Genomic DNA, 22,869 nt, shown 5'->3' with positions numbered 1-22,869 from the left:
ACTCCATAAATTGTATTGAAGAGATTAGAATTATATTAAAAAAAGTCTGATTTTTAGCTGACTGAAGATGACAATAATATGACACGGATGTCATATAGCAAAAACCGCCTTTTCATCGGTTACTTTGATCAGATTACCTCTGCCAGTTTCCAGGCTTGAATATGTTTTATGCCCTTATGGGAAGGATACGAAATCTCATCAAAAGAAACTACATACTTATCATAATTATCCTGAATTGCTTCCAAAGGCGCATATTCACGACGGACCGTTTGCTCATCTGACAACAAGTAGGTACTTTGCAAATAAAGAATATGATCCCCTTTCATAGCGACAAAATCAACTTCTTTATCCCGCATAGCACCGACATACACATCATATCCGGAACGCCGCAATTGTAAATAGACAAGATTTTCCAGCTTATAACCGATTCCGTAGGCAAAACCCGGATAAAGATAATTTTTATAAGCAAGGTCATTAATGTAATATTTGTAATTGCCGGAAATCGTCCCCTTTCCTCTTATATCATAACGTTCAACTTTATGAATAAGAAACGTATCTTCTATATAGCCAATATAGTTAGAAATAGTATCATAGGTTGTTTTCCGCTTCTTGCTTTTAAAGAAATTCAAAATATTGGTTATCGAAATCAGGTTAGAGGCATTGTTCACAAGATATATAAAAATATCTTCCAATAACTTAGGGTCCTTTATGCTATTTCGTTGTATAATATCCCTTAATAATACGGTATCTTTAATTGCCGCAACATAATTACGCCTCGTCTCATTGTTAGGTAAGATAAATAATTCAGGTAACGCCCCACTTTCCATATAGTCTAAATAACTTTGCCTGTGATCGTCTTTTCCGGTTATCCCGATATATTCCTGATAACTAAACGGAAATATCTCAAAATTCACATATCGTCCGGACAAAAGAGTGGCAAGTTCTCCTGATAACATCTTTGAATTAGAACCACTTATAAAGATTTCATAATTATCAGCAAAATTCTGAGAATAAGAATTCACAAAATGCTCCCATCCTGTAACATTTTGTATCTCATCAATAAACAACCAGACTTTTCCTACAGGTTTTAATGCTTTTTTATATTGTTTCAACAAGATTTCCAGATCATGATAATCTTTTACGCAATCAAAATCCGTAAACTCTTTATTGATATAAAATATATTCTGAGGATTAATACCGTCCTGAACCAATCTGTAAGCAATTTGCCTAAGTATATAGCTTTTACCAGCACGACGTTGACCGACAAGCACTTTGACTAACCTGTTTCCTATATAATCAAAAATTTTATCTGTATAACCAACCCGTATAAAACCTAATTCAGGAACATTCCCATTCCAAAAATTATACTTTGCCAACAATGCAAAATTTTCTTCCATACTCGAAAATATTTCTTCAAATGTAAGAATATTCTTCCACACTCGAAAATTTCGCACTACTAAAATCACATTTTCGGTCTTACTCTTTTAATTAGACTATTTTATAAATCCTTTTTCTTCAAAAAATCCGATAAAAGGTTTTATCCGTTTGCTATAAACAGGTCGTTCAATTATCTTCATAATTTTATAAGTCATAACTTATAAACATCAGAAAATATCATCCTGTATAAGTTATGTTTGATAACCTAATAATGATACAAACACATATTCTATTACAAAGACCGGGGTGAGTGCGATTTTATCGCGATTGGAAAGAGACATATCCGCGAGCTCCATTGCTTAAACCATTCGCACTGAAACTCCATTGAGTATTATTCCCATTGGGGTTGTTGGCATGCCACCAGTTTGTAAGTGTCGTACCGACTGTACCCACCCAATAAATATAATCCTGATCATTACTTAGCTTCCCGGTACTGCAATCAAAAGTCAACACATAGGGAGAATTCCGACCCGGAGAAATGGAAATATCTGTCCTTACCCGAGTTCCTCCGGTGAAAGAGGCACTTCCTCGCTCTTCGGAATCAATAACCATAGAAGCATCGGCCCGCGTGGCTATCAGACCCGGATCATTCGAACCAATCTCATATGCAAGGTTAAAAGCTGTTTTCTTAACCAGGACGCCCTGGCGTTCCGTAACCATCAGAACCTGCGAACATTGGTAATCGTTCAATGCTTTTTTCGTTTGTAGATTTATACTATGCAAATCACCTTTTAGTCGTGCAATATGTCCCGGATAAATTCTCAACGGATCGGTAACCTCTTTAGTTGCACTAAGCTCAAACTCATCATATTCATTCACGATTATATAAGGACGTAGCAATGCATAAGTCTCATCATAACTCCTCGAAGAGTACATCTTTTCATCGTCATCATATGCGCATGAACCTAAAACAGTACCTACCGTAACCAACAAAAGCAATAAACGAAATTTTAAATTCAGAGTATCCATAATCGTATTTTCTTAAATTAATACTTTTCTTACTTCCACCCACAAACCTTATCTTTCATTCGTTCCGGAGCAAAGATACACCAATGTTAGAATTCCCGGACAGATAATGCCCGAATTATGAGAGCGTTTCGTATTTTTAAGAGATTCTCATTCGCAAAGATCCGGAAATATCCGCCCTTTGAAACCGTTTGATATCGGAGCCAGAACATGAAGGGCCGTTTCTCCTTTTCTTTTACTGATCAAACTCTTATCCGAAGCAAAGATGAATATACTTTTTCCCGTTTGGTTTTTAAGAAGCCGGACAACAAGTTCTTTCCCGCCATCTTCCTCATTCTTCACATACAACAGATAGTATTCGTCCGTCTTTTCTTTTTTGATAAGATCGCCTTTGATAGCTATCGGATACAATGTTTTCTCATAAAAAGCCTTACAGTCAGGTTCATCCCCCGTAAAACCTTGCATTAAAATAAATAACAACAGTAATAGTTTCATATCAACAACAGTTTATAATTAGAACTTCTTAAAAGTAGCAAACATCAGCACCGGATTATTATCTTCCGGCAATTGAACAGCCTTTTCACCGGACATCGAATTGTATTCTACAGGAGATAAAGGAATGACAAACTGATTTCCGACACAACACATAGAAAATTTCTCATACTGGTATTTCTCGTCCTTCATCCCCTGTTGCAGAAACCGATGACCGGTTTCCTTATCTATCAGCAGATAGTACTTGTTCTCCCCATACATAAATTCACCATAAATATGTGATCCGGATTCCAACATATTGAAGTAGTGAACAAAATTCGCATTGTTTAATTTATTCATAAACTCAATAGCATCTTTCCATTCAGTATCTATAAATTCCTGGCTAACCCATTTATCCCCAAAATCAAACGTATAACGAGGCTTTAGCTCCGACGACTCAATAGTGTATACAGTAGGACTATATAAGGGTATAAACAAAATCTCACCGTTTACATCCTGAAGAGTAACACGCGAAGAAAAACAAATGCTCAAAGGTTTATCATAAGGCATAAATTTACTGATCTCACCAGTAAAGTCCTCTTGATTTACTGATAAATTATATTGCCATTCCTTTTCATAAAAAGAACGCTCAAAATCGTATGCATATTTATCTCTATCTACCTGGCAAAAGCGTATGGGTGAAGGAGATACCGGCAGTTTCGTTTCTCCCGTAAAGTGGCCATCCAAATCAAAAGAAACAACTTTCACCTGCATAGCATCCAGGATTTTAATTTTCTCCTCAAACTTATCGATGGCAATATCGGCCATCTGTGCATATTCTCCCGGTCCATTGCCAGCAGCCTGTATCTTAGAATAATATCGACCATCCTCTGTAAAAATAAAAACCGTATTGGTCAACTCGTCCACAACAATATATTTCCCATTATGATATAAGACCCGACTGATCCGACCGATTTCACATTCATCGGTTGTTTCCAAAGGAATATAAGCGACACTGTCGAACATCGAACTAAAGCCTTTTTTCTCCGCCTCATCCACATTAATAACATAGACATGCTCTTCATTCTCATTCTGGGATAAACCGCACGAAAAAAGCAGACAAAGGTTTAACAAGATTAATACAGTTTTTCCCATAAATACGGAGATCTATTAATTATTAAGACCTGCAATATAGCAATTATTTTTTCTCCTGCGTCAAAAGACTTCAAGCTTTTTATAATTATCCCCAAAAATTCCAAAGGCGCATATTACTGTTGGAATTGTTGGTATACCAATCTAATTGAATCAGTAACCAATGGCCGTTTAAAACCTCTCCATTCTCAATAATTAAAACTTTTTCCTCAATACGATACTCGAAGGTACTCTCAGTCGGTTGATCCATAGTTTTCCATTTCAGACCATATCTTCCCTTGGTTTCTGATTCAAAGATTTACTTTATCTTTCAATTAAAATATAATTTAAATCACTCTTTCAAATGTGTTTTTATTTAGAAATAAATTGAGTAACTCAGCAGTAAGAATATTCTAGGAATCTAATTTTATCAGGTAACAAAACAGAATATTAATCTAAATAGGTTCTAAATTACAACACAAATAAGTATCCTACAGAGAATTCGATAGTACGTTTATTCATTCCTTTAATACTTTTATAACTATTAATAAGTCCCCAACAATATCTTAAATCAAAATCCAAACACCGTTTATAATTAAAACCTAATCCTAGAAGAATTCCGAAATCCAAATTATTCTTATGTCCAAAAGGTTTTTTATACTCTTTTACTTTATTATATTTTATAAACTCAGAAAAACAATATTGGATCATAAAACCTGAATGCAAATTCAAACCATTTCTAAAAGGATAACACTTTACAACTACAGGAAAATTTATGTTGTTAGAATTTACATTCATGTCATATGACTCTTCATAATTATAAATTATATCTTTTTCCTTGAATCCCTCCCTTGAATACAACAATTCCCCTTGAATACCCAATAAAGTATTTATTTGATAATTAGTTATTAGCCCCAATTTGAAACCATTTTTATAAGAAGAGTTTTCCAAATTATATGGATAATTTATTACATTAGACCAATTCGATGCGGCTTTAACACCTAAATACCACTGTGAAAAAGCATAATTAAGAGAAAAAAGCGAACAAATAAATACTAAAACAATCTTTCTCATATACATATTAATTAACACAAGGTGAGCTCAATAATTAAACTCACCTTATTAAGTCTTTATTGAAATATCCCAAGAAGATAGTTCCACTCAAGATTTTCGGGATTAATAGGAGACCATCGATTTATACTTCTTCCACTAATATCATATTTAACATGGGTCAAATTAGTTTTTAACGTTACAATACCATTTTCTTCATCAAGTAAATAACCTCTTATAGGATCTACAGAACCAGGCTTATATCCACACTTTGGAGAGTCAGTTTTTCTTGCAATCTGATCAGAATTAATACGAAAAGATATTGTCGCTTCACAAAAATCTACAATATAAACCATATCTGGGCTAATACCCATCTCTAGAGCATCTTTTGAATAAAATTTAGTTTTTACATTTTCTTTTCCTGATCTAGGTTTCAATGTATCATATTTATACAGAGTTTTTGTTGCAGCTCTAGACATAATTACATTTTCAGAATTTTCATTTTCACGTGCTATAGGTTCTGCCATAAAACGATACATATCTTCCAAAGTCCAATAGAATATTCCCACTGTATCTAAAGATAAATAATCAATAGATAAACAAGATTCCTTGTCGGTTAAAACATCAGACATTTCCATTAAATTACCCTTGTCAATATTCATTGACGAGTCATCATTATCACAAGAAATTAAAACAGCAAAAAATAATAAAAAAGAAAAATACTTCATAATATTTATTTTTAACATTAAATTAAAACATTGATAATAAGTGTGCAATATCTCCTATATAAAAAAATCCATTTAAACAATCTCCCCACTGATTCCTCAAATCTACAGAATAGCAACCTTCTTCAAACTCAGTTAAATCAATCGTAACATAGTCTGTCTTCAATGCAGGAACAGTCTCCTCATAAACTACTTCATCCTCTTTCGATATACATATTGTTATATCGGAACGTTGAGTACTACTATGAATGGATAAGATACCCTCATTAACAAAAACGGAGATTGGAATTGAAGAAGAAATGGAACGAGCACCTTCTTTCCAATTACCACAAATAGGGATACTTCTATTTCCCTCCGCCGATACACTCTGCAATAATAGACTACTGAAAACAAATAATGTACACATTACCCAAGCAAGCTTTTTTTGAGCCTTTACCATAACGATAATTTTAATAATTTCTACTCTGCAAAGGTATGAGGTTTATATATAATACCAATGGATAGCAAGTGGACAGTCAAGAACGCCCTAAGGATTGATAATAAACACTTTTAAAGAATGAGTCAAAGGTAGAATGTGGACAGCCTGTTTCTCAGTATTTCCAAAGGTAAGCTTCAATGGACATTTCACCCTCTAACGGAGTCTTCAGATGTTGATTGATCCGTTCTTTCAAACGTTGCTTGCGTTTAGTAACAGAAGAGGGAGCAACGGCAGTCAATCTAGCCATAGTAGAATTATTCAATTGCAATTTTATCAAGCAACAAATCCATAGATCACTATCCGTTAATGAAAAATCTTTCTTCAAACGATCAATCAGATTTGGATAAACAATATTCATTGAATCAAAAATTTCAGGCCATCGGGATTCCTCGATATATTTCGGATCAGACTTAAGGCTATTAAGTATCTCTATATGGTTAATCAATTGAATACAAAGATATTTTTCACGGTCATGCAATTCCGTATTTTCCAAAACAACATGTCCATAAGTTTCCAATTCTCGTCCTTTCTCCCACAAATCCGTTTTGAATTTTTCTATATCTCCTTCTAAGCGTCTATTCTGAGATTGTAATGAAGCACTATCTTTATGAAGTTGTTCGATCTCCAAGATCTTATTATTCAAATCAGCCTCTAAATCAGAATTATTTTGTACTTGTAAAGACAATGACTCTATCTGGTGTTGATTTTGACTAATAATAGCATTATTTTCATTAATGCGAGTCATATGAGAATCTAATTCTTTTTTTATATACTCTATTTCATGTATTCTATTTACCAGTTTTCTGCGATAAACATATACTATTATAATAATTAAAAACAATAATATTGATAAAACAGACCAGCCTAAAATTTCGTTACTTCTCTTTGCTATTTCTAATTGATTATTTTTATTTTGCAATTTCTCCTTATCATACTTTGCTTGAATTTCTGCAATCTTTGTACAACGATTGATATTTTCAATGGAATCGTTATAAGTCCAATATTGCTCATTATACTTTATAGCATCCTCATATTTCCCCAAATCTCTATACAAATAATATAATATTTGAATAGCATTACACTTTGTATAAATATTTGTAGTATTCAATGCCTTCTCCAGATAAAAATAAGCAGAATCGGATTGTCCCATAAAATAATAGGTTTCCCCGATTCCTAAATATGTTTGTGACAAAGCAAAAGTATTACGTATCTCTTCTATCTCCTTTGATTTCTTAAGATAATACATAGAAGAATCAAGTATAGATAAAACTCTGTACACTGTCGATATTTCCCCATAAGCCAATGTCAAAGCTTTTAAACTTTCCGACTGTTCTGCAACACTAATCGCTTTTTTATAGTAATCCAATCCCTTTGGCAAATCATTACCTAGCGCAGAAACACGCCCTAGATAAGAATAAGAATAGGAAATTAGAGCACTATCTTTTAATTGGTTTGAATAATCATACGCATTCTTATAAGCCTCCAATGCCAAATCGGTCAAACCCCGATAAGCATATAACGTACCTAATTGCGAATTGATCAAATACAACAATGTATAATCCGTCGTATTCTTCGCCACATCCCTAGCCCGTAAATAATAATCAGTTGCCTCTTCCGCATTATTCATATCATGGTTAACCCGTCCTTCATAATATAACGCTGTCGCTTTCCTCACCGGATCATCCTGTTTTTCAAAATAAGTCAGTGCAATATTGATCAAAGAATCAGAAGTATGCTTTACATAGTTTTTATCACGTGCCTGAGTAATCAACAAACACCACGTAGCATATTGAAATTTATCTGACGGAGAGGGTACTTCCATTGAATCCAATACCACCAGAGCACTGCTCGGGCAACGTTGCATAAGCGACTCTGCATAAGACAGTTCCGGCAATAACTCTTTTGGTTGTTCAGTACACATCGCGAAAGAGAACAGACAGAATATTATGTAAGATAGGTATCTCATCGCTGCATGGCATAATTGTTATAGCCTCAAAGATAATGAAACAATTCAATCCAAGGCTATTAATAATCAATTTTTTTATACGAAAAGGCGTTGAACCGGATATGAGTTTCTTAGTTTTGTTTTTCAGGAATCTGATGATGGGAGAAAATAACGAATTGAAAAATAGAATTATGATTATCAATCCCTCTCAGCATGTTGACCGAACAAGCACCGAACAAGCTAACCGAACAACTTAACACACAAATTTCAGTAATCGTAAAAGCTATTGGAACAGAACAACATTCTTTAAAAACATTAATGGAGAAAATGAAATTAAAGCATCGTCCCACTTTTATTGCTAATTATCTGACACCGGCTATTCAAGGGGGCTTTGTTACTCCTCTTTATCCTAATAACTCCAAGCATCCTCGACAAAAGTACCTGTTAACGGCGAAGGGGCTGGCTGTTTTTAATTCAAACAAAACAACATAAATCGCAACTAATCGTAATTCTTATAAAAGATTCCCTCCATTATCAAAATGTCACTACTCTACCAGATAAATCGGATTAATATACCGGGTAAATAAAAATACCCCAGCGGGTAATATTTTTTAACATATCAATCCGTTTACAAAACACTTAAATAATAATCATATTGTCATTTGTAAGAAATATAGCGAAAAGGGACTTTACGCCATCCGGTATTCCATAAAATATTCGAATCTCAATACTTAATCCTATACTTATCCAATACCTCTTTATAATTATCCTGCGCAGTCAAACAAGTATCCCGCAAATAGTCTTTGATATGATTCCACTGTTGTAATCCCCGATAATAGAACATTTTCAACTCTTCGGTGATAATAAAGGGGACATATCCGTTTGCAAGGCATTCTTTAAACAGGATCAGGCGACCGACACGTCCATTACCATCCTGAAAAGGGTGAATCGCCTCAAAACAATAGTGCCAGTCCAAAATGTCATCAAAAGATTTCTGTTTTTTCGAATTATAGGCTTTCAGCAGTGCCTTCATCTCCTTATGAACGTTCTCCGGCAGTGTTGTATCAGCACCGCCAACCTCATTTGGCAAACGTTTATAATCGCCTACGGCAAACCAATCTTTCCGGCTATCCGATGTGCCGGATTTCAGAATATTGTGCAATTCTTTAATGAAAGTCTCAGATAAATTCTCCTCAGCCCTGTCAAGGATAAGATCAATACACCGAAAATGATTGGTGGCCTCGATAATATCGTCCACATTGATGCTTTCATCAGTTACTCCGATGGTATTGGTCTCAAAAATATAACGGGTTTGGTCATGAGTCAGACGACTGCCTTCGATGTGATTCGAGTTATATGTAAGATCGATCTGCGTTTTGTGATAGATACCGCCTTTCAATTTCATCTGCTTTTGTTCGCGCAACACGGCAAGCAAAGGCATAATCTTCACTTTCGACTTTTTCTGTGAAGGCAATTCCGCATCTTCCGGTATGTTCCATGTCTTGCCAGTAAGGAATGCACCCTCGATTTTTCCGATAGCGCAATAATTACGTGCCGTACGCTCTGAAACACCGTACTTTCCTGCAAATTCTCCGACTGAAATATATTTCATATTCAAATTCTATCGGCAAGTTTTACACCGATTTTCACTTCAAAGATAGCACATCTTGCCGATATCGGCAAGATATAGAAATAAAGTATAGTATAAATATTCCATAATTATACCTACCCTGAGTACAATTCCTGCTATTGCATCGTATATTTGCCCTCAACCTTTTTTCCTGCCGATAATTGTCGACAGGCAATTCCGTCGGCAGGAAAACGGGAAGGCTACGTGCTGTTTTTTCAGGTACACCAGTATAAAACAAAATAAATAAATATCCCAAATGAGACAAAAAAGATTTTTAAGTTTATTCCTGTTGAGCTTCTTCTGCCTTTTCCAGCTGGCTGCCCAGCAACAGGAATTGCAACCGTTACCTATCGACCCGCAGGTTCGTTATGGAAAGTTGCCGAACGGATTAACCTATTACATCCGTCATAATGAACAACCGAAAGAACGGGCTGACTTTTATATCGCCCAAAACGTAGGCTCCATGCTGGAAGAAGAGAACCAGCGCGGACTGGCACACTTCCTGGAACATATGGCCTTCAACGGCTCGAAAAACTTCCCGGACAAAGGAATGGACGAATTTACCCAAAGCATCGGCATGCGTATGGGTGAAAATTTCAATGCCTATACCAGTTTCGACGAAACGGTCTATATGATCATGAATGCCCCGGTGACACGCGAAAGCGTGGTCGATTCCTGCCTGCTGATCCTGCATGACTGGTCTGGCTTCATCACGCTTGCCGATTCTGCGATCGACAAGGAACGCGGCGTGATCCGCGAGGAATGGCGCACACGTCAGGACGCACAGGCCCGCATATGGGAACAACAGCTTCCGAAAATCTATCCGGACAGCCGTTATGCCCACCGGATGCCGATCGGCACAATCGACGTGATCGACAATTTCAAACCGGATGAACTGCGCGATTATTATCACAAATGGTACCGCCCCGACCTGCAGGCGATCATCATTGTAGGCGACATCAATGTCGACCAGGTAGAAACAGCCGTCAAACGGATTTTTGCCGACATCCCGGCACCGGTAAACGCGGCTCCGCGACCTCTGTTTGAAGTGCCCGACAATGACATGCCGCTGATCTCCGTGGCTACGGACAAAGAGGCTTCGAACACGATCCTGTCCATCTCCTATAAACACGACAAGATGCCGCAGGATATGTACGGAACGATTGCCGGATTGGTGAAAGATTATATCCAGAGCGTAGCAGCCACGATGATGAACGAACGCTTCAACGAGATGGTACAGAAAGCAAATCCTCCGTTCGTTGCCGCCCAGGCTTCCGACGGCGATTTTATGATCTCGAAAACGAAAGGTGCCTGGTCGGTAGCCGCACTGGTGAAAGATAACGAAGTGGATTCGGCCATGAATGCGCTGGTAACGGAGACGCAACGTGTGAAACAATTCGGTTTCACCCCGTCGGAATACGATCGCGCCCGCATCAATGTGTTGAAACAATATGAATCCCTTTACAACGACCGCGACAAACAAAGAAACAGCACATTCACCAAGGAATACGTACGTCACTTTACCGAAGGCGGTTACATCCCCGGAATCGAAACAGAATACGCCCTGATCAGCCAGGTTGCACAGGCTGTACCGGTAGAACAGGTCAACAAGTATATCCAGGATATGATCGGCGATACCAACATCGTGATCAGCCTGACCGGTCCGGAAAAGGAAGGCCTCTCCTATCCTACCGACGAAGAACTGCTCCGCGACTTTATGAAAGCACAGCAGATCCCTGTCGAACCTTACCGGGAGACCTTATCGGACGAACCGTTGATCCCCTCATTGCCGGCACCCGGCAAGATCACGGAAAGCAAGGAAGATCCGCTCTTCGGCGCTACCGTCCTGACATTGAGCAACGGCATCAAAGTCGTGTTGAAACACACGGACTTCAAAAAGGATGAAATACAAATGACGGCTACCAGCCCGGGAGGAAGCACACTGTTCGGCAACAAAGACATCGACAATCTGAAAGTGTTCAATGAGGTAATCGAACTGGGCGGCCTGGGCAATTTCTCGGCTACCGATCTGGGCAAGATGCTGGCCGGAAAGAAAGTATCCTGCTCCACTTCCCTGGGACTGGACAGCGAAAATGTGAACGGCTCCTCCACCCCGTCCGACCTGAAGACCTTGTTCGAACTGATCTACCTCAGCTTCACTGCTCCGCGCATGGACGAAGAAGCTTACGCTTCCTTCGAAAACCGTATGAAAGCGCAACTGAAGAACCTGGAACTGAATCCGATGGTTGCCTTCAGCGACTCGCTGACGAAAGCCATTTACAACAACAATCCGCGTGCGATGCGCATCGATCCGGCCGATTTCAAGAATATCAGCTATCCGCGTATCATGGAAATGTATAAGGAACGTTTCGGCGACGCCTCCGGTTTCGTCTTTACCTTCGTAGGAAACATCGACACCGACAGTATCCGTCCGCTGGTAGAACAATACCTGGCTACATTACCTGCAAACGGCAAGATAGAGCAGGGCAACCCGAAAGAAGTACCCGCCATCCGCAAAGGCGACTATGTAAACCGTTTCAAACGCCAGATGGAGACGCCGAAAGCCTCCGTCGTGAATTTCTATTCCGGGCAAATGGACTATAACCTGGAAAATATCGTTACAGCCACCATGTTGAAGCAGGTACTCGACCTTGTTTACACCGAAAAGGTCCGCGAAGACGAAGGCGGAACGTACGGCGTACAGACATCCGCCCGCATCTCTTCCTTCCCGGAAGGACAAACATTCCTGCAAGCCTATTTCGACACCGACCCGGATAAACGGGAAAAGATGAACACGATTGTCCGCAACGAATTGAAACGCATCTCCGACATCGGTCCGACCCCGGAAGATTTCAAAAAGACGCAGGACAACATCCTGAAACGTCACGCAGAAAGCCTTCAGGAGAACGGTTACTGGTTAAACACGCTGGATAACTATTATTACAAAGGCTTCGACGGCTCGACCAAATACGTCGAAACAGTCAACAGCATCACTCCTGCCAAAATACAGGCCTTCGCCAAAAAGTTACTCAGCCAGGGAAACAGTATCGAGGTGGTGATGGAGCCATAAAACGATAATAACATATACGCCAAATTTAAAATATGACAAAACTCGTATGAGATACTATCTTATTTTAAATTTGGCGATTTTATTGGAATATCACTCGGCTTATTTTACTTTTGTACCGAAAACTAAAATAACGTATTAGCTTATTTTACTTTTGTACCGAAAATTAAAATAACGCATCAGCTTATTTCAATTAGATGGTAAATCCTAAAATTAGTTTATTCCCCCGATATTATCATGAAACATCCATGAAATAAATTTCGTCCAAGAGCATGTAAATAGGGGGGTATTGTTTACTTTAGTGTCATTCACTCGAAAAAACGAATGCAATGAAAACAGTACCTTTTGAACAAGTCATCCTCCGGGGTTGTGGAATAGATGTCCACAAGGACATGGTAGTTGCTACGATAAGTGGCGAAGGTCTCAAAACTGAAACCCGCAGTTACAAGACCTTCAGTAGTTCTTTGACAGAATTAAAAGAATGGTTATTATCCAGTGGCATTACGCATGTAGCCATGGAAAGTACCGGTGTTTACTGGAAGCCGGTCTATAAGATTCTTGAATGTCCTGATATGAAAGTCTGGATCGTGAACGCACGGCACATCAAGTATGTTCCCGGGCACAAAACGGATAAAAAGGATAGTGCCTGGATTTGCAAACTGCTTTTAGCAGGTTTGTTGAAACCGAGTTATATCCCGGAGCGTGAACAACGTGAGCTTCGTGATTTAACCCGTTACCGTAACAAGTTGATCCAGCATGTATCTTCTGAGAAAAACCGTATTGTTCGTATCCTGGAAGATTGTAACATCAAACTTTCCAGCGTGGTGTGCAGCCTGGACGGAGTCGTGGCGAACAAGCTGATAGATATGTTGATCGATAAGGGTCATGTAACAATGGATGACATAACTTGCATCTATCATAAAAAACTTGAAGCCAGTCCGGAACTTCTTTATCAGGCTTGTGAAGGCTTTATAGAACCGCATCACATCTATATGTTGCAGACCATCCGTAAAGATATGGAACAGACGAAAGCCATCATAGCTGACCTTACCTGCCGTATAAAAGAGGTTTTATCTCCTTATGAGAATGTGATGGAACTCTTGCAGAAGATCCCCGGACTTAGCCGGAAAACGGTTGAAGACCTGATAGCAGAGATAGGTGTGGATATGGAAGCCTTTCCAACCGAAAAGCACCTGGCTTCGTGGGCCGGTGTCTGTCCTGGCAATAACGAGAGCGCAGGTAAAAAAAAAGTGGTAGAACCACCCATGGCAACAAACAGTTGAAAGCCGTAATCACGGAGGCTGCGTGGGCAGCCACCCGTACCAAGAACACCTTTTACAGTGCACGTTATCACCGTTTAGCCGCCCGTCGAGGGAAAAAGAGGGCTTTAGTAGCAGTAGGACACTCGATCCTGAAATCGGTATGGCATGTACTGAAAGAGGCTTGTGAGTATAAGGAACTCGGTGCGGAATATCTCAACCAAAGGATGGAGCAGAAACGGAAAAATTACTTGAAGAAAGAGCTGGAAGCACTTGGCTATAAAGTTAAAATCAGCCGTGATGATGGTCCAATCCCAGAAGTAGGTTAAAAACATAGAGAAGGTCGATTTTTACTGGCTTGTTGTCGTAAGAAACAGCAAGAGGTCGCTCATGAAACTGATCTCAACTGCTAAGCGGTCAAGACTGCGAGTCCTTTAACGCGTGTATGAAATTTTTTTTCTTAGCTGTTGTAAAATTATAAAATGCCCAAAGATAATAGCCAACCGCATTTGTATCTATACAAGTGCTCTCTTTTGTTTTGTCTGAACTCTAAAAAAATCAATTTATTAATGGTTTAAACGGCTCTCTTGAGATAGGGAGCGCAATTTATTTACATATGAAAAACTTTAAATCAGGCACATACATAAACCAAGGTTACTACAAGAGTTTTCAACCGAACTTAATTAACAACCCTTGGGTAATTGAAAACATGGAGATAGTAACATTGTTAAGCAAAGCGGACAGAATGCTTGGCAGACTAGACATGTATTCAGAACATATACCCAATATCGATCTTTTCATTAGCATGCACATAATGAAAGAAGCGACTCAATCTTCTAAGATAGAAGGTACTCAAACAAATATGGAAGAAGTACTCATGTCTAAAGAAGATTTGCCATTGGATAAAAGAGACGATTGGACCGAAGTTCATAACTATATATCTGCGATGAATGAAGCTATTAAAATGCTCGAGACATTGCCTTTTTCTGCAAGGCTTATAAGAAATGTACATAAAGTATTACTTGCCGGGGTCAGAGGTGAATATAAACAACCAGGAGAATTTCGGAAAAGTCAAAACTGGATTGGAGGTTCATCTATTAACGATGCCATTTTTGTTCCTCCGGTTTGTACTTCAATTCCAGAGTTAATGGAAGATATAGAGAAATTTGTACATAATAATTCTATTTTCTTCCCTGAACTATTAAAGATAGCCCTGATACATTATCAGTTTGAAACGATCCACCCTTTTTTAGATGGTAATGGTCGAACAGGAAGATTACTAATTACCCTGTACCTTGTAAGTAAAGGTATATTAAAACGTCCTATTTTATATTTATCCGATTATCTGGAAAGGCATAGAAGTTCATATTATTCTAATCTGATGAAAGTTAGATTTGAAAATGATATCGAAGGTTGGCTTAAATTCTTCCTCCAGGGAGTTATTGAAACAGCAGAAAACGGAGTAAAAACATTTGAGGAAATATTACTTCTACAAAAAGAATATGAAGAGTGTATAAAACAATTAGGCAGCCGATCAGCCAACGCTTTAAAAGTAATAACCGAACTGTATAAAAAACCGATTATAGATGCAGCCCAGGTTTCAACTATAACAGGTATAAGTCAGGCATCCTCTTACAAACTTATTGAAGAATTAGAGAAGCTTGATGTTTTAAAAGAGATTACAGGTGGGAAACGTGGACGAATCTATATCTTAAAAAAATATGTAGAGATATTCAGATGATATTTTTTATCTTTGTTCCTGTGAACCTTAAATTGAATAAAATGTACATACGAGTAATTCTCTATCTGTTGCCATTTCTGATACTATCCGGAAATATATCCGGACAAACTATTTCTGCTGAGACTGAAAAAATGCTGGCCAGCCTCGACTCGTTGTTGGCTAAAAATGAGACTTTTGTCATTGCCAAGGAAAAAAGAATCGAGGACCTGAGGAAAATGGAACAGAAAGTTGCAACAGAGGAAGAGCAATACTGGATGAACAAACTGTTTTATGAAGAATATATGGTCTATGACAGCGACTCTGCATTTAGTTATATCCATAAAAATCTAGAAATAGCACAACGACTGAACAATCCCCAATGGGTTGCACAGTGGAAGATCGAACAGTCGTTCATCCTGACAGCCACCGGTTTTCTGAAAGAGGGACTGGATGCCCTGAATGAAATAAACCCCGAAAACCTGTCGCCTTATTACAGAACGGACTACTATGGACAAATGATGTATCTTTACTCTCATTACGGGCAATATTCCGGTGAAAACACCGCTCAAAGTACCTTCTACTATGCGAAAGAACAAACCTATCGGGATTCGATCTTCGCCAGTATTCCTGACAACCATCCATATGGTTTATGGTACAAAGGCTGGCAATACAACAAGACTCCACAAGCTGCAGAAGTAAAAGAGCAATTGAAAGAAGAACTTGCTTCCGCCTCCTTCGATTCCAGGAAAGACGCCATGAATGCTTATATCCTGGCAATCATGTATAGGGACGAAGGTAACGAAGATGAATATTTTCGTTACCTCATTTTATCAGCCATGGCTGATATACGGTCGGCCAACCACGATATCGCTTCGCTGGAAGAACTCGGAAAAACCTTGTATGAAAGAGGTTACATCGACCAGGCATATTCTTATCTGAACTACTGCCTGGGATGTGCACAACTCTATAAAAACAGGATACGTATGGTCGGCATTTCGTCCGCACTGGACGCCATTCACAAGACATACGAACAAAGAAACAAAAAGCAGGAAGCCGACTTGCGCCGGTATCTGTTCATCGTCAGCACCTTGTCGCTGGTCCTGCTGGCAGCACTGTTCTTTATCGGACTACAGATAAAACGGCTGAAAGAGTCCCGCAGAAAACTGAACGATGCCAACCAGACCCTGAACAAGCATGTAAGCGAACTGGAAAAAGCGCATACGCAACTGGCAGAAGTAAACAGCCAGCTCCAGTCACTGAACGAACAATTACTCGACACGAACTCCAAGCTGACGGAATCCAACTATGTAAAGGAAGAATATATCGGTTACGTCTTCAACATCTGTTCCAGCTATATCAGTAAACTGGACGAATACCGAAAAAATATCAACCGGAAAATCAGGACCGGTATGGTCGACGAAGTCAAAAAGATGACAGACTCCTCCACGCTGGCTGCCAACGAACTAAAAGAGTTTTACAGTAATTTCGATGCCATCTTCCTGCATATCTATCCTGACTTTGTCTCGGATTTTAATGCTCTATTACAACCCGACAAACAAATCATACCCAAAGAGGGAGAACTGCTGAACACCGAACTTCGTATCTACGCTCTGGTACGCCTCGGCATCAGCGATAGCGTGAAGATTGCCGAGTTCCTGCACTGCTCCCCTCAGACGGTCTACAATAATCGGCTGAAAACGCGCAGCAAAGCAATCGTTCCTAAAGAACATTTTGCAGATATTGTGAAATCTTTAGGGAAAATAGAGCGTTGAAACCACTCGAAAAAGCCTCCCAGACTACATTCGGAAACTTACTTTTTACGTATCAAACCACATATTCAAACCACTATATATCAACAATATAACAATTTTATAGATTTACCGATCCGGTTTACCAGTCCATTGGCACCGGTTATTCGCGCTATACTTTTGCAAGTACAAAAAGTGTAGAACAAATTAGTACGTTAACTTTAAAAAATGTATTCGTCTTATGAAAAACATTTTATTAAAAAAGAGGCTTCTTAAAGGTATGATACCTTTGTTGTGCCTATTGTTATTTCCAACATTTGTGTTTGCCCAAAAACTGACAGTCAGTGGACAGGTCAAAGACGCCCTCGGCGAACCGGTCATCGGCGCTAATGTAGTAGTAAAAGGAACCACCAACGGGGCCATGACGGACCTGGACGGTATGTTCACCATCAATGAGGTAGAAAAAGGCTCTACCATCGTCGTTTCTTTTATCGGTTATTTACCCCAATCCATCGTTGTCTCAGGCAATGCGCCATTATCCGTTACGCTGGCGGAAGACAACCAGGCGCTGGATGAAGTGGTCGTTATCGGTTACGGTGTGCAGAAAAAGAGTGTGGTAACGGCCTCCATCGCCAAAGTAGGTGCGGACGAATTGGCCCAGACAGCTCCCGTCCGTGTCGATAATGCGTTGAAAGGTCTGGCAGCCGGTGTACAGGTGACCACACAGAACGGCCAACCGGGTACAGGTTCAGTTATCCGTGTACGCGGAACAGGCACCATCAACACCGCCGACCCTCTTTATATCGTAGACGGCATGCCCATCAACGGAGGTATCGACAACATCAATCCGGCCGACATTGCTTCTATCGAAGTATTGAAAGATGCCGCTTCGGCAGCTGTGTACGGTTCACGTGCCGCCAACGGGGTCGTTTTGGTTACGACCAAGCAAGGGGCCATCGGCAAAGTGAAAGTGTCTTACGACTTCTCTTATGGCTGGCAATCCGCCTGGAAAAAACGCAGTATGCTGAATGCGTCCGAATACGCGACCCTGATGAACGAAGCACAGCAGTATTCCAACGGCACCGACCGTTTTTCAAACACTAATCTGGGTGTAGGCACCGACTGGCAGGATGTATTGTTTAACGACGGCGCTCCCGTACAGAACCATCAGTTAAGCATCAGCGGGGCAAACGAGAAAGTAAGTTACTATTTCTCCGCCGGTTATTATAACCAGGAAGGTATTATCGGTGGAAATTACGACCGTTCCAACTACGAACGCCTTTCATTCCGCAGTAACACCCTTTATACCTTATTCGACGAAACGAAGAACCGCAGCTGGTTAAGAAAAATGACCGTCGGTGTCAATATGTCTTATTCCCGTATAAACAATATAGGGGTAAGCGCCGGTAACCTGACCGGTTCCCCGCTGGGAGATGCTCTTTTCCTGGACCCGACAATGGAAGTCTATGCACAGGATGAGGACCACGTAAACGGCTATACGGCAGATATCCGCAGCAAGTACGGCGACCCTGTACGCGACCAGCTCACCGGACAGGTATTGCAGATTCCGGAAAACTTCAACGAAATTACGAATCCGCTGGGCCGCATGTCCGCACAGCCCGGAAGAAAAAACAATTCAGACAAAGTCATTGCCAACCTGACGGCCGAACTCGGTATCTGGGATAACCTGAAATATAAGTTCTCCTGGGGCTCCGACCTTGCACTCTGGGGATATGACGAATGGAACCACCCTTATTATCTGGGCAGAAACTGCAACCAATCCATTGCAGACGGACGTTCCAGCGTGATGTCCGAAATGAATCGCGGCTATACCTGGCAGATTGAAAATGTGTTGACTTACGACAAAACAATCAGCCAGCATACTTTCAACGTGGTATTAGGACAATCTGCCGAACGCAACACAGGCCGTCGCCTGTACGGTATGGCAAAAGATTTGATTGCCTACATGGGTGATAAGGCCAATATAGACTTTACGACCTCCCTTCCGAACAACGGAAACCGGAATACCGAAGGAGGATTAACCGACCCGCACTCGCTGGCTTCTTACTTCGGACGTTTAAGCTACAACTTCGCCGAACGTTATATGTTGCAGCTCACCGTACGCCGCGACGGTTCATCACGCTTCGGTGAAAATAACAAGTGGGGTACTTTCCCTTCCGTTTCTTTAGGATGGAATTTAACGAACGAATCGTTTATGGAAAAACGCCCGGACTGGCTGACCAGTACGAAAATACGCCTTTCATGGGGTAAGAACGGTAACGAGGCTATCGGTAACTTCCGCTACACGGCGAATGTATCGATGAATAATAACTATCCTTTCGGCGCTTACGGCAGAGGCCAACAAATCGTAATGGGTTCCAAACCTTCCGGCACTCCTAATGCCGATTTGATGTGGGAAGAATCAGAACAGTATGATGCCGGTATCGATTTCGGCTTCCTGGGCAACGCATTGACCTTCACGGTCGATTACTACCAGAAGAAGACCAACGGTATGCTGAAAGAAATGGCCATACCGAACTATCTGGGCGAATCCAAGCCCTGGGGGAATGTCGGTTCGATGAAAAACGAAGGGGTTGAATTTGAAGTCGGTTATAAATATAGCCACAAGGACTTCCGTTTCGGCGTCAACGCCAACCTCTCTTATTTGAAAAACAAATTGGTAGACTTAGGCACAGCCGACGGTTTCGAGATGATGGACCAGGTACATATCCTGGGAAATGTCGGCCGTGCGGAGAACGGTATGCCTTATCCTTACTTCTACGGTTACAAGACTGCCGGTATCTTCCAGAATCAGGCGGAAATCGACGCTTATACAAACAGCAAGGGAGAGAAATTACAGCCGCTTGCCGTTCCCGGAGATGTGAAATTCGTAGACTTTGACAATGACGGTACAATCGACGATAAAGATAAAACCATGATTGGTAAAGGTACTCCGGACTGGACTTTCGGTCTGAACCTGACGGCCGCTTATAAAGACATTGACTTTTCAGTCTTGTTTTCCGGTTCATTGGGACAGGACATTATGGACGTAACCCGCCGCCTGGATGTGTCTTCCGTAAATGTGCCCCAGGAGTTTATGAAACGCTGGCATGGAGAAGGTACTTCCAACACAATGCCCCGCTTCTGTTACCCGGGTGACGATATGAACGGTAACTGGAAGAAAGTATCCGATTTATACGTCCACAACGGTAGTTTCGCCCGCATTAAAAATATGCAGATAGGTTACACCTTGCCGAAGAACCTGACACGCAAATTCTTTGTCGACAGACTTCGTCTCTATGTCGCCGCCGAGAACTTGCTGACACTGACCTCCTATAAGGGTCTTGACCCGGAAATAAATGCGACAGACGTAGCCGGAGATAAATCAAACGGCATCGACCGCGGCTATTATCCGCAGGCACGTACATTCACAGTCGGCTTAAATCTTAATTTCTAATCACTTAATAACGGAATAGATATGAAAAAGAATAGACTATATACTTTCGCCGCAGCCATACTACTTGCATCAGGACTTGTTTCGTGCGGCGACAGTTTCTTAACCGAAGAACCGGCAAGCAGTGTGCCCATCACAGGGTATTATACTGACAATGCCAAAATGATAGAAGCCATGGCAGCCGCTTACGACCCGATGCAGTGGTTCGATTACTATAACGGCTGGTTCCCTCTGAACCTCGCCTGGGATGCTGCAAGCGATGATATTTACCCGGGTGGCAGCGACACGTCCGACCAGGGTTATCTTCACGAAATCTCCTGGTATGGCTGTAGCCCTACCAATGACATAAAAGGAGCATGGACCGTTGCCTACTCCGGCATCAACCGCTCCATCCGCTTAATGGACAATGCTGAAGAGGCAAACATCTCCGAAGCAGATAAAAAGTCTTACAACGCAGAAGGACGGGTATTGCGCGACTGGTATTACCTGGTATTGTGGAAAACCTGGGGGAATGTTCCATTTTATACGGAGAACCTGACTTTCCCGTATATCGCAGAACAGTTAAAAGCAGACGAAGTATACAATAACATGGTAACCGACCTGGAAGAGGTGCTGGATTCCAAAATTCTTCCGATGAAACGTGAACTCACATGGGCCGGACGAATGACTCAGGCAGCCGCTGCCATGATCTATGCCGATTATGTCATGTACCAGAAAGACGAAAGCCGTTACTCCAAAGCGTTGGGTTATGTAAAAGAGGTTATCGCTTCGGGACAATATAAACTGGTTACAGACTACGACGACCTGTTCACTTATGCTACGGAATGGTCCGATGAAATCATCCTCGATATCAACTACATCTCTGCCGGTGGTAAACGCGGCTGGGGCAATGCTGGGGCCTGTGGGGGTACTGTAATCCCTGCTATGATTGGTGTAGACGGTTTGACTTACGTCGGCGGTCAGGAAACGGGACATGGCCCGTATACCGAATTTGAAGGTGGCTGGGGTTTCTGTGTGATTACTCGGGATGCATATGAAGCCTTCGAACCGGGAGATATCCGTCGGGATGTAGCAGTCCTGAACCTGGATACGTACCAGGAGGAAATGATGAACAGGGGAATCGCCGTGAATTATACGGGACGTTACCAGAACACCGGTTATTTCCTGCGCAAATATCTGGGCCGTCCGGGCGGTAAGGCCGACCAGGCTGGCGATGCGGACCTGAACTGGGAAAACAACTTCCACCTGTATCGTTATGCAGAAACTCTGCTGGTTGCAGCAGAACTGGCATGGCGCACCAATTCGGGAGAAGCACAAGGTTATTTCGACCAGGTACGCGAACGTGCCGGTCTGAGTCCCAAAGCAATTTCCGAAGAAGCCATCATGCAGGAACGCCGGGTAGAATTACTGGGTGAAGGAAAACGTTATTTCGACCTGGTTCGTTTCGATAAAGCCGCTGAAGTCCTGAAACCGGGTGGCGGTGCTATTTATGTGACAAAGGATGCCCACCGTTTTGTCTGTACGGATGGTACCGTTACGCAGGACAAACCGAAAGGCGAAGTTAAAACCAATGCAGACGGAAAACCTCTCAACCTCGTTATCAACGGCGAACTGAAATGGACAGGGAAAGGAGCTGCTATTCCGCAACGTCCGCAGTGGACCGAGAACAAAAAGTATCTTCCGATTCCCCAGATTGAAATTGAATCATCTCATGGAGCTACTGTTCAGAATCCATATTAATTGATTATTAAATAGGGGATATCCAAAGAATGAAATAAGCTGTTTCAT

17 protein-coding genes are annotated in these 22,869 nt (G+C 40.9%); 8 read left to right on the top strand and 9 right to left on the bottom strand.

What is annotated here, in order from left to right:
• Window positions 1–128: 128 nt before the first annotated feature.
• The 8 genes from K6V26_RS23290 to K6V26_RS23255 form a co-directional block, all read right to left on the bottom strand.
• A complete protein-coding gene (locus K6V26_RS23290) occupies window positions 129–1,397 on the bottom strand; it encodes an ATP-binding protein (RefSeq protein WP_224264017.1) in 1,269 nt (422 codons plus the stop codon).
• A 298-nt stretch (window positions 1,398–1,695) separates the two neighbouring features.
• Window positions 1,696–2,406, bottom strand: coding sequence for a hypothetical protein (locus K6V26_RS23285; protein ID WP_224264016.1), 711 nt, complete (start codon window positions 2,404–2,406; stop codon window positions 1,696–1,698).
• 147 nt (window positions 2,407–2,553) lie between these two features.
• Window positions 2,554–2,898 (bottom strand): hypothetical protein, encoded by a 345-nt coding sequence (locus K6V26_RS23280; protein WP_009860333.1) that lies wholly within the window; start codon window positions 2,896–2,898, stop codon window positions 2,554–2,556.
• Between the two features lie 18 nt (window positions 2,899–2,916).
• Window positions 2,917–4,029 (bottom strand): 6-bladed beta-propeller, encoded by a 1,113-nt coding sequence (locus K6V26_RS23275; protein ID WP_009860334.1) that lies wholly within the window; start codon window positions 4,027–4,029, stop codon window positions 2,917–2,919.
• Between the two features lie 447 nt (window positions 4,030–4,476).
• A complete protein-coding gene (locus K6V26_RS23270) occupies window positions 4,477–5,079 on the bottom strand; it encodes a porin family protein (protein ID WP_224264015.1) in 603 nt (200 codons plus the stop codon).
• Window positions 5,080–5,135: 56 nt separating this feature from the next.
• Window positions 5,136–5,783 carry a hypothetical protein gene (locus tag K6V26_RS23265; protein ID WP_224264014.1) on the bottom strand — a complete coding sequence of 216 codons (648 nt, stop codon included), beginning with the start codon at window positions 5,781–5,783 and terminating at the stop codon, window positions 5,136–5,138.
• Window positions 5,784–5,805: 22 nt separating this feature from the next.
• On the bottom strand, window positions 5,806–6,219 hold the full coding sequence (locus K6V26_RS23260; RefSeq protein ID WP_009860338.1) for a DUF3244 domain-containing protein: 414 nt from the start codon (window positions 6,217–6,219) through the stop codon (window positions 5,806–5,808).
• 151 nt (window positions 6,220–6,370) lie between these two features.
• Entirely contained in the window at window positions 6,371–8,179 is a 1,809-nt protein-coding gene (locus K6V26_RS23255; RefSeq protein ID WP_224264013.1) for a tetratricopeptide repeat protein, read from the bottom strand.
• Between the two features lie 237 nt (window positions 8,180–8,416).
• Here K6V26_RS23255 and K6V26_RS23250 point away from each other — a divergent pair, with 237 nt between their 5' ends.
• Complete coding sequence (locus K6V26_RS23250) at window positions 8,417–8,695, top strand: Fic family protein (protein WP_224264012.1); 279 nt, start codon at window positions 8,417–8,419, stop codon at window positions 8,693–8,695.
• Between the two features lie 232 nt (window positions 8,696–8,927).
• Here the strand turns inward: K6V26_RS23250 and K6V26_RS23245 are convergent, their stop codons facing one another.
• Window positions 8,928–9,815 (bottom strand): Fic family protein, encoded by an 888-nt coding sequence (locus K6V26_RS23245; protein WP_010801077.1) that lies wholly within the window; start codon window positions 9,813–9,815, stop codon window positions 8,928–8,930.
• A 274-nt stretch (window positions 9,816–10,089) separates the two neighbouring features.
• Between K6V26_RS23245 and K6V26_RS23240 the strand changes: the two genes are divergently transcribed.
• From K6V26_RS23240 to K6V26_RS23210, 7 genes are all read left to right on the top strand, one after another.
• A complete protein-coding gene (locus K6V26_RS23240; protein WP_224264011.1) occupies window positions 10,090–12,903 on the top strand; it encodes a M16 family metallopeptidase in 2,814 nt (937 codons plus the stop codon).
• 326 nt (window positions 12,904–13,229) lie between these two features.
• On the top strand, window positions 13,230–14,183 hold the full coding sequence (locus K6V26_RS23235; protein WP_010800681.1) for an IS110 family RNA-guided transposase: 954 nt from the start codon (window positions 13,230–13,232) through the stop codon (window positions 14,181–14,183).
• The gene (locus K6V26_RS23230) at window positions 14,180–14,488 is read left to right on the top strand and encodes a hypothetical protein (RefSeq protein WP_007657317.1); all 309 of its coding nucleotides are present in this window, start codon (window positions 14,180–14,182) and stop codon (window positions 14,486–14,488) included. The genes K6V26_RS23235 and K6V26_RS23230 overlap by 4 nt, the downstream gene beginning before the upstream one ends.
• Before the next feature lie 287 nt (window positions 14,489–14,775).
• Window positions 14,776–15,900, top strand: coding sequence for a Fic family protein (locus K6V26_RS23225; RefSeq protein ID WP_224264010.1), 1,125 nt, complete (start codon window positions 14,776–14,778; stop codon window positions 15,898–15,900).
• Window positions 15,897–17,651, top strand: coding sequence for a DUF6377 domain-containing protein (locus tag K6V26_RS23220; RefSeq protein WP_394373103.1), 1,755 nt, complete (start codon window positions 15,897–15,899; stop codon window positions 17,649–17,651). The genes K6V26_RS23225 and K6V26_RS23220 overlap by 4 nt, the downstream gene beginning before the upstream one ends.
• Window positions 17,652–17,868: 217 nt before the next feature.
• The gene (locus K6V26_RS23215; protein WP_224264008.1) at window positions 17,869–21,084 is read left to right on the top strand and encodes a SusC/RagA family TonB-linked outer membrane protein; all 3,216 of its coding nucleotides are present in this window, start codon (window positions 17,869–17,871) and stop codon (window positions 21,082–21,084) included.
• Window positions 21,085–21,105: 21 nt separating this feature from the next.
• On the top strand, window positions 21,106–22,821 hold the full coding sequence (locus K6V26_RS23210) for a RagB/SusD family nutrient uptake outer membrane protein (RefSeq protein ID WP_224264007.1): 1,716 nt from the start codon (window positions 21,106–21,108) through the stop codon (window positions 22,819–22,821).
• Window positions 22,822–22,869: the final 48 nt, after the last annotated feature.

The organism is Parabacteroides goldsteinii, from assembly GCF_020091425.1.
GTDB lineage: Bacteria > Bacteroidota > Bacteroidia > Bacteroidales > Tannerellaceae > Parabacteroides > Parabacteroides goldsteinii.
Note: the sequence above shows the minus strand (reverse complement) of the source record. Positions and strands in the feature narration are given on the sequence as shown.

Coding starts and splice junctions, on each gene's coding strand:
- K6V26_RS23250 (WP_224264012.1), top strand. CDS start 8,417: ATGTTGACCGAACAAGCACCGAACAAGCTAACCGAACAACTTAACACA.
- K6V26_RS23260 (WP_009860338.1), bottom strand. CDS start 6,219: ATGGTAAAGGCTCAAAAAAAGCTTGCTTGGGTAATGTGTACATTATTT.
- K6V26_RS23245 (WP_010801077.1), bottom strand. CDS start 9,815: ATGAAATATATTTCAGTCGGAGAATTTGCAGGAAAGTACGGTGTTTCA.
- K6V26_RS23265 (WP_224264014.1), bottom strand. CDS start 5,783: ATGAAGTATTTTTCTTTTTTATTATTTTTTGCTGTTTTAATTTCTTGT.
- K6V26_RS23220 (WP_394373103.1), top strand. CDS start 15,897: ATGATATTTTTTATCTTTGTTCCTGTGAACCTTAAATTGAATAAAATG.
- K6V26_RS23235 (WP_010800681.1), top strand. CDS start 13,230: ATGAAAACAGTACCTTTTGAACAAGTCATCCTCCGGGGTTGTGGAATA.
- K6V26_RS23240 (WP_224264011.1), top strand. CDS start 10,090: ATGAGACAAAAAAGATTTTTAAGTTTATTCCTGTTGAGCTTCTTCTGC.
- K6V26_RS23215 (WP_224264008.1), top strand. CDS start 17,869: ATGAAAAACATTTTATTAAAAAAGAGGCTTCTTAAAGGTATGATACCT.
- K6V26_RS23290 (WP_224264017.1), bottom strand. CDS start 1,397: ATGGAAGAAAATTTTGCATTGTTGGCAAAGTATAATTTTTGGAATGGG.
- K6V26_RS23270 (WP_224264015.1), bottom strand. CDS start 5,079: ATGAGAAAGATTGTTTTAGTATTTATTTGTTCGCTTTTTTCTCTTAAT.
- K6V26_RS23255 (WP_224264013.1), bottom strand. CDS start 8,179: ATGTGTACTGAACAACCAAAAGAGTTATTGCCGGAACTGTCTTATGCA.
- K6V26_RS23225 (WP_224264010.1), top strand. CDS start 14,776: ATGAAAAACTTTAAATCAGGCACATACATAAACCAAGGTTACTACAAG.
- K6V26_RS23280 (WP_009860333.1), bottom strand. CDS start 2,898: ATGAAACTATTACTGTTGTTATTTATTTTAATGCAAGGTTTTACGGGG.
- K6V26_RS23275 (WP_009860334.1), bottom strand. CDS start 4,029: ATGGGAAAAACTGTATTAATCTTGTTAAACCTTTGTCTGCTTTTTTCG.
- K6V26_RS23285 (WP_224264016.1), bottom strand. CDS start 2,406: ATGGATACTCTGAATTTAAAATTTCGTTTATTGCTTTTGTTGGTTACG.
- K6V26_RS23210 (WP_224264007.1), top strand. CDS start 21,106: ATGAAAAAGAATAGACTATATACTTTCGCCGCAGCCATACTACTTGCA.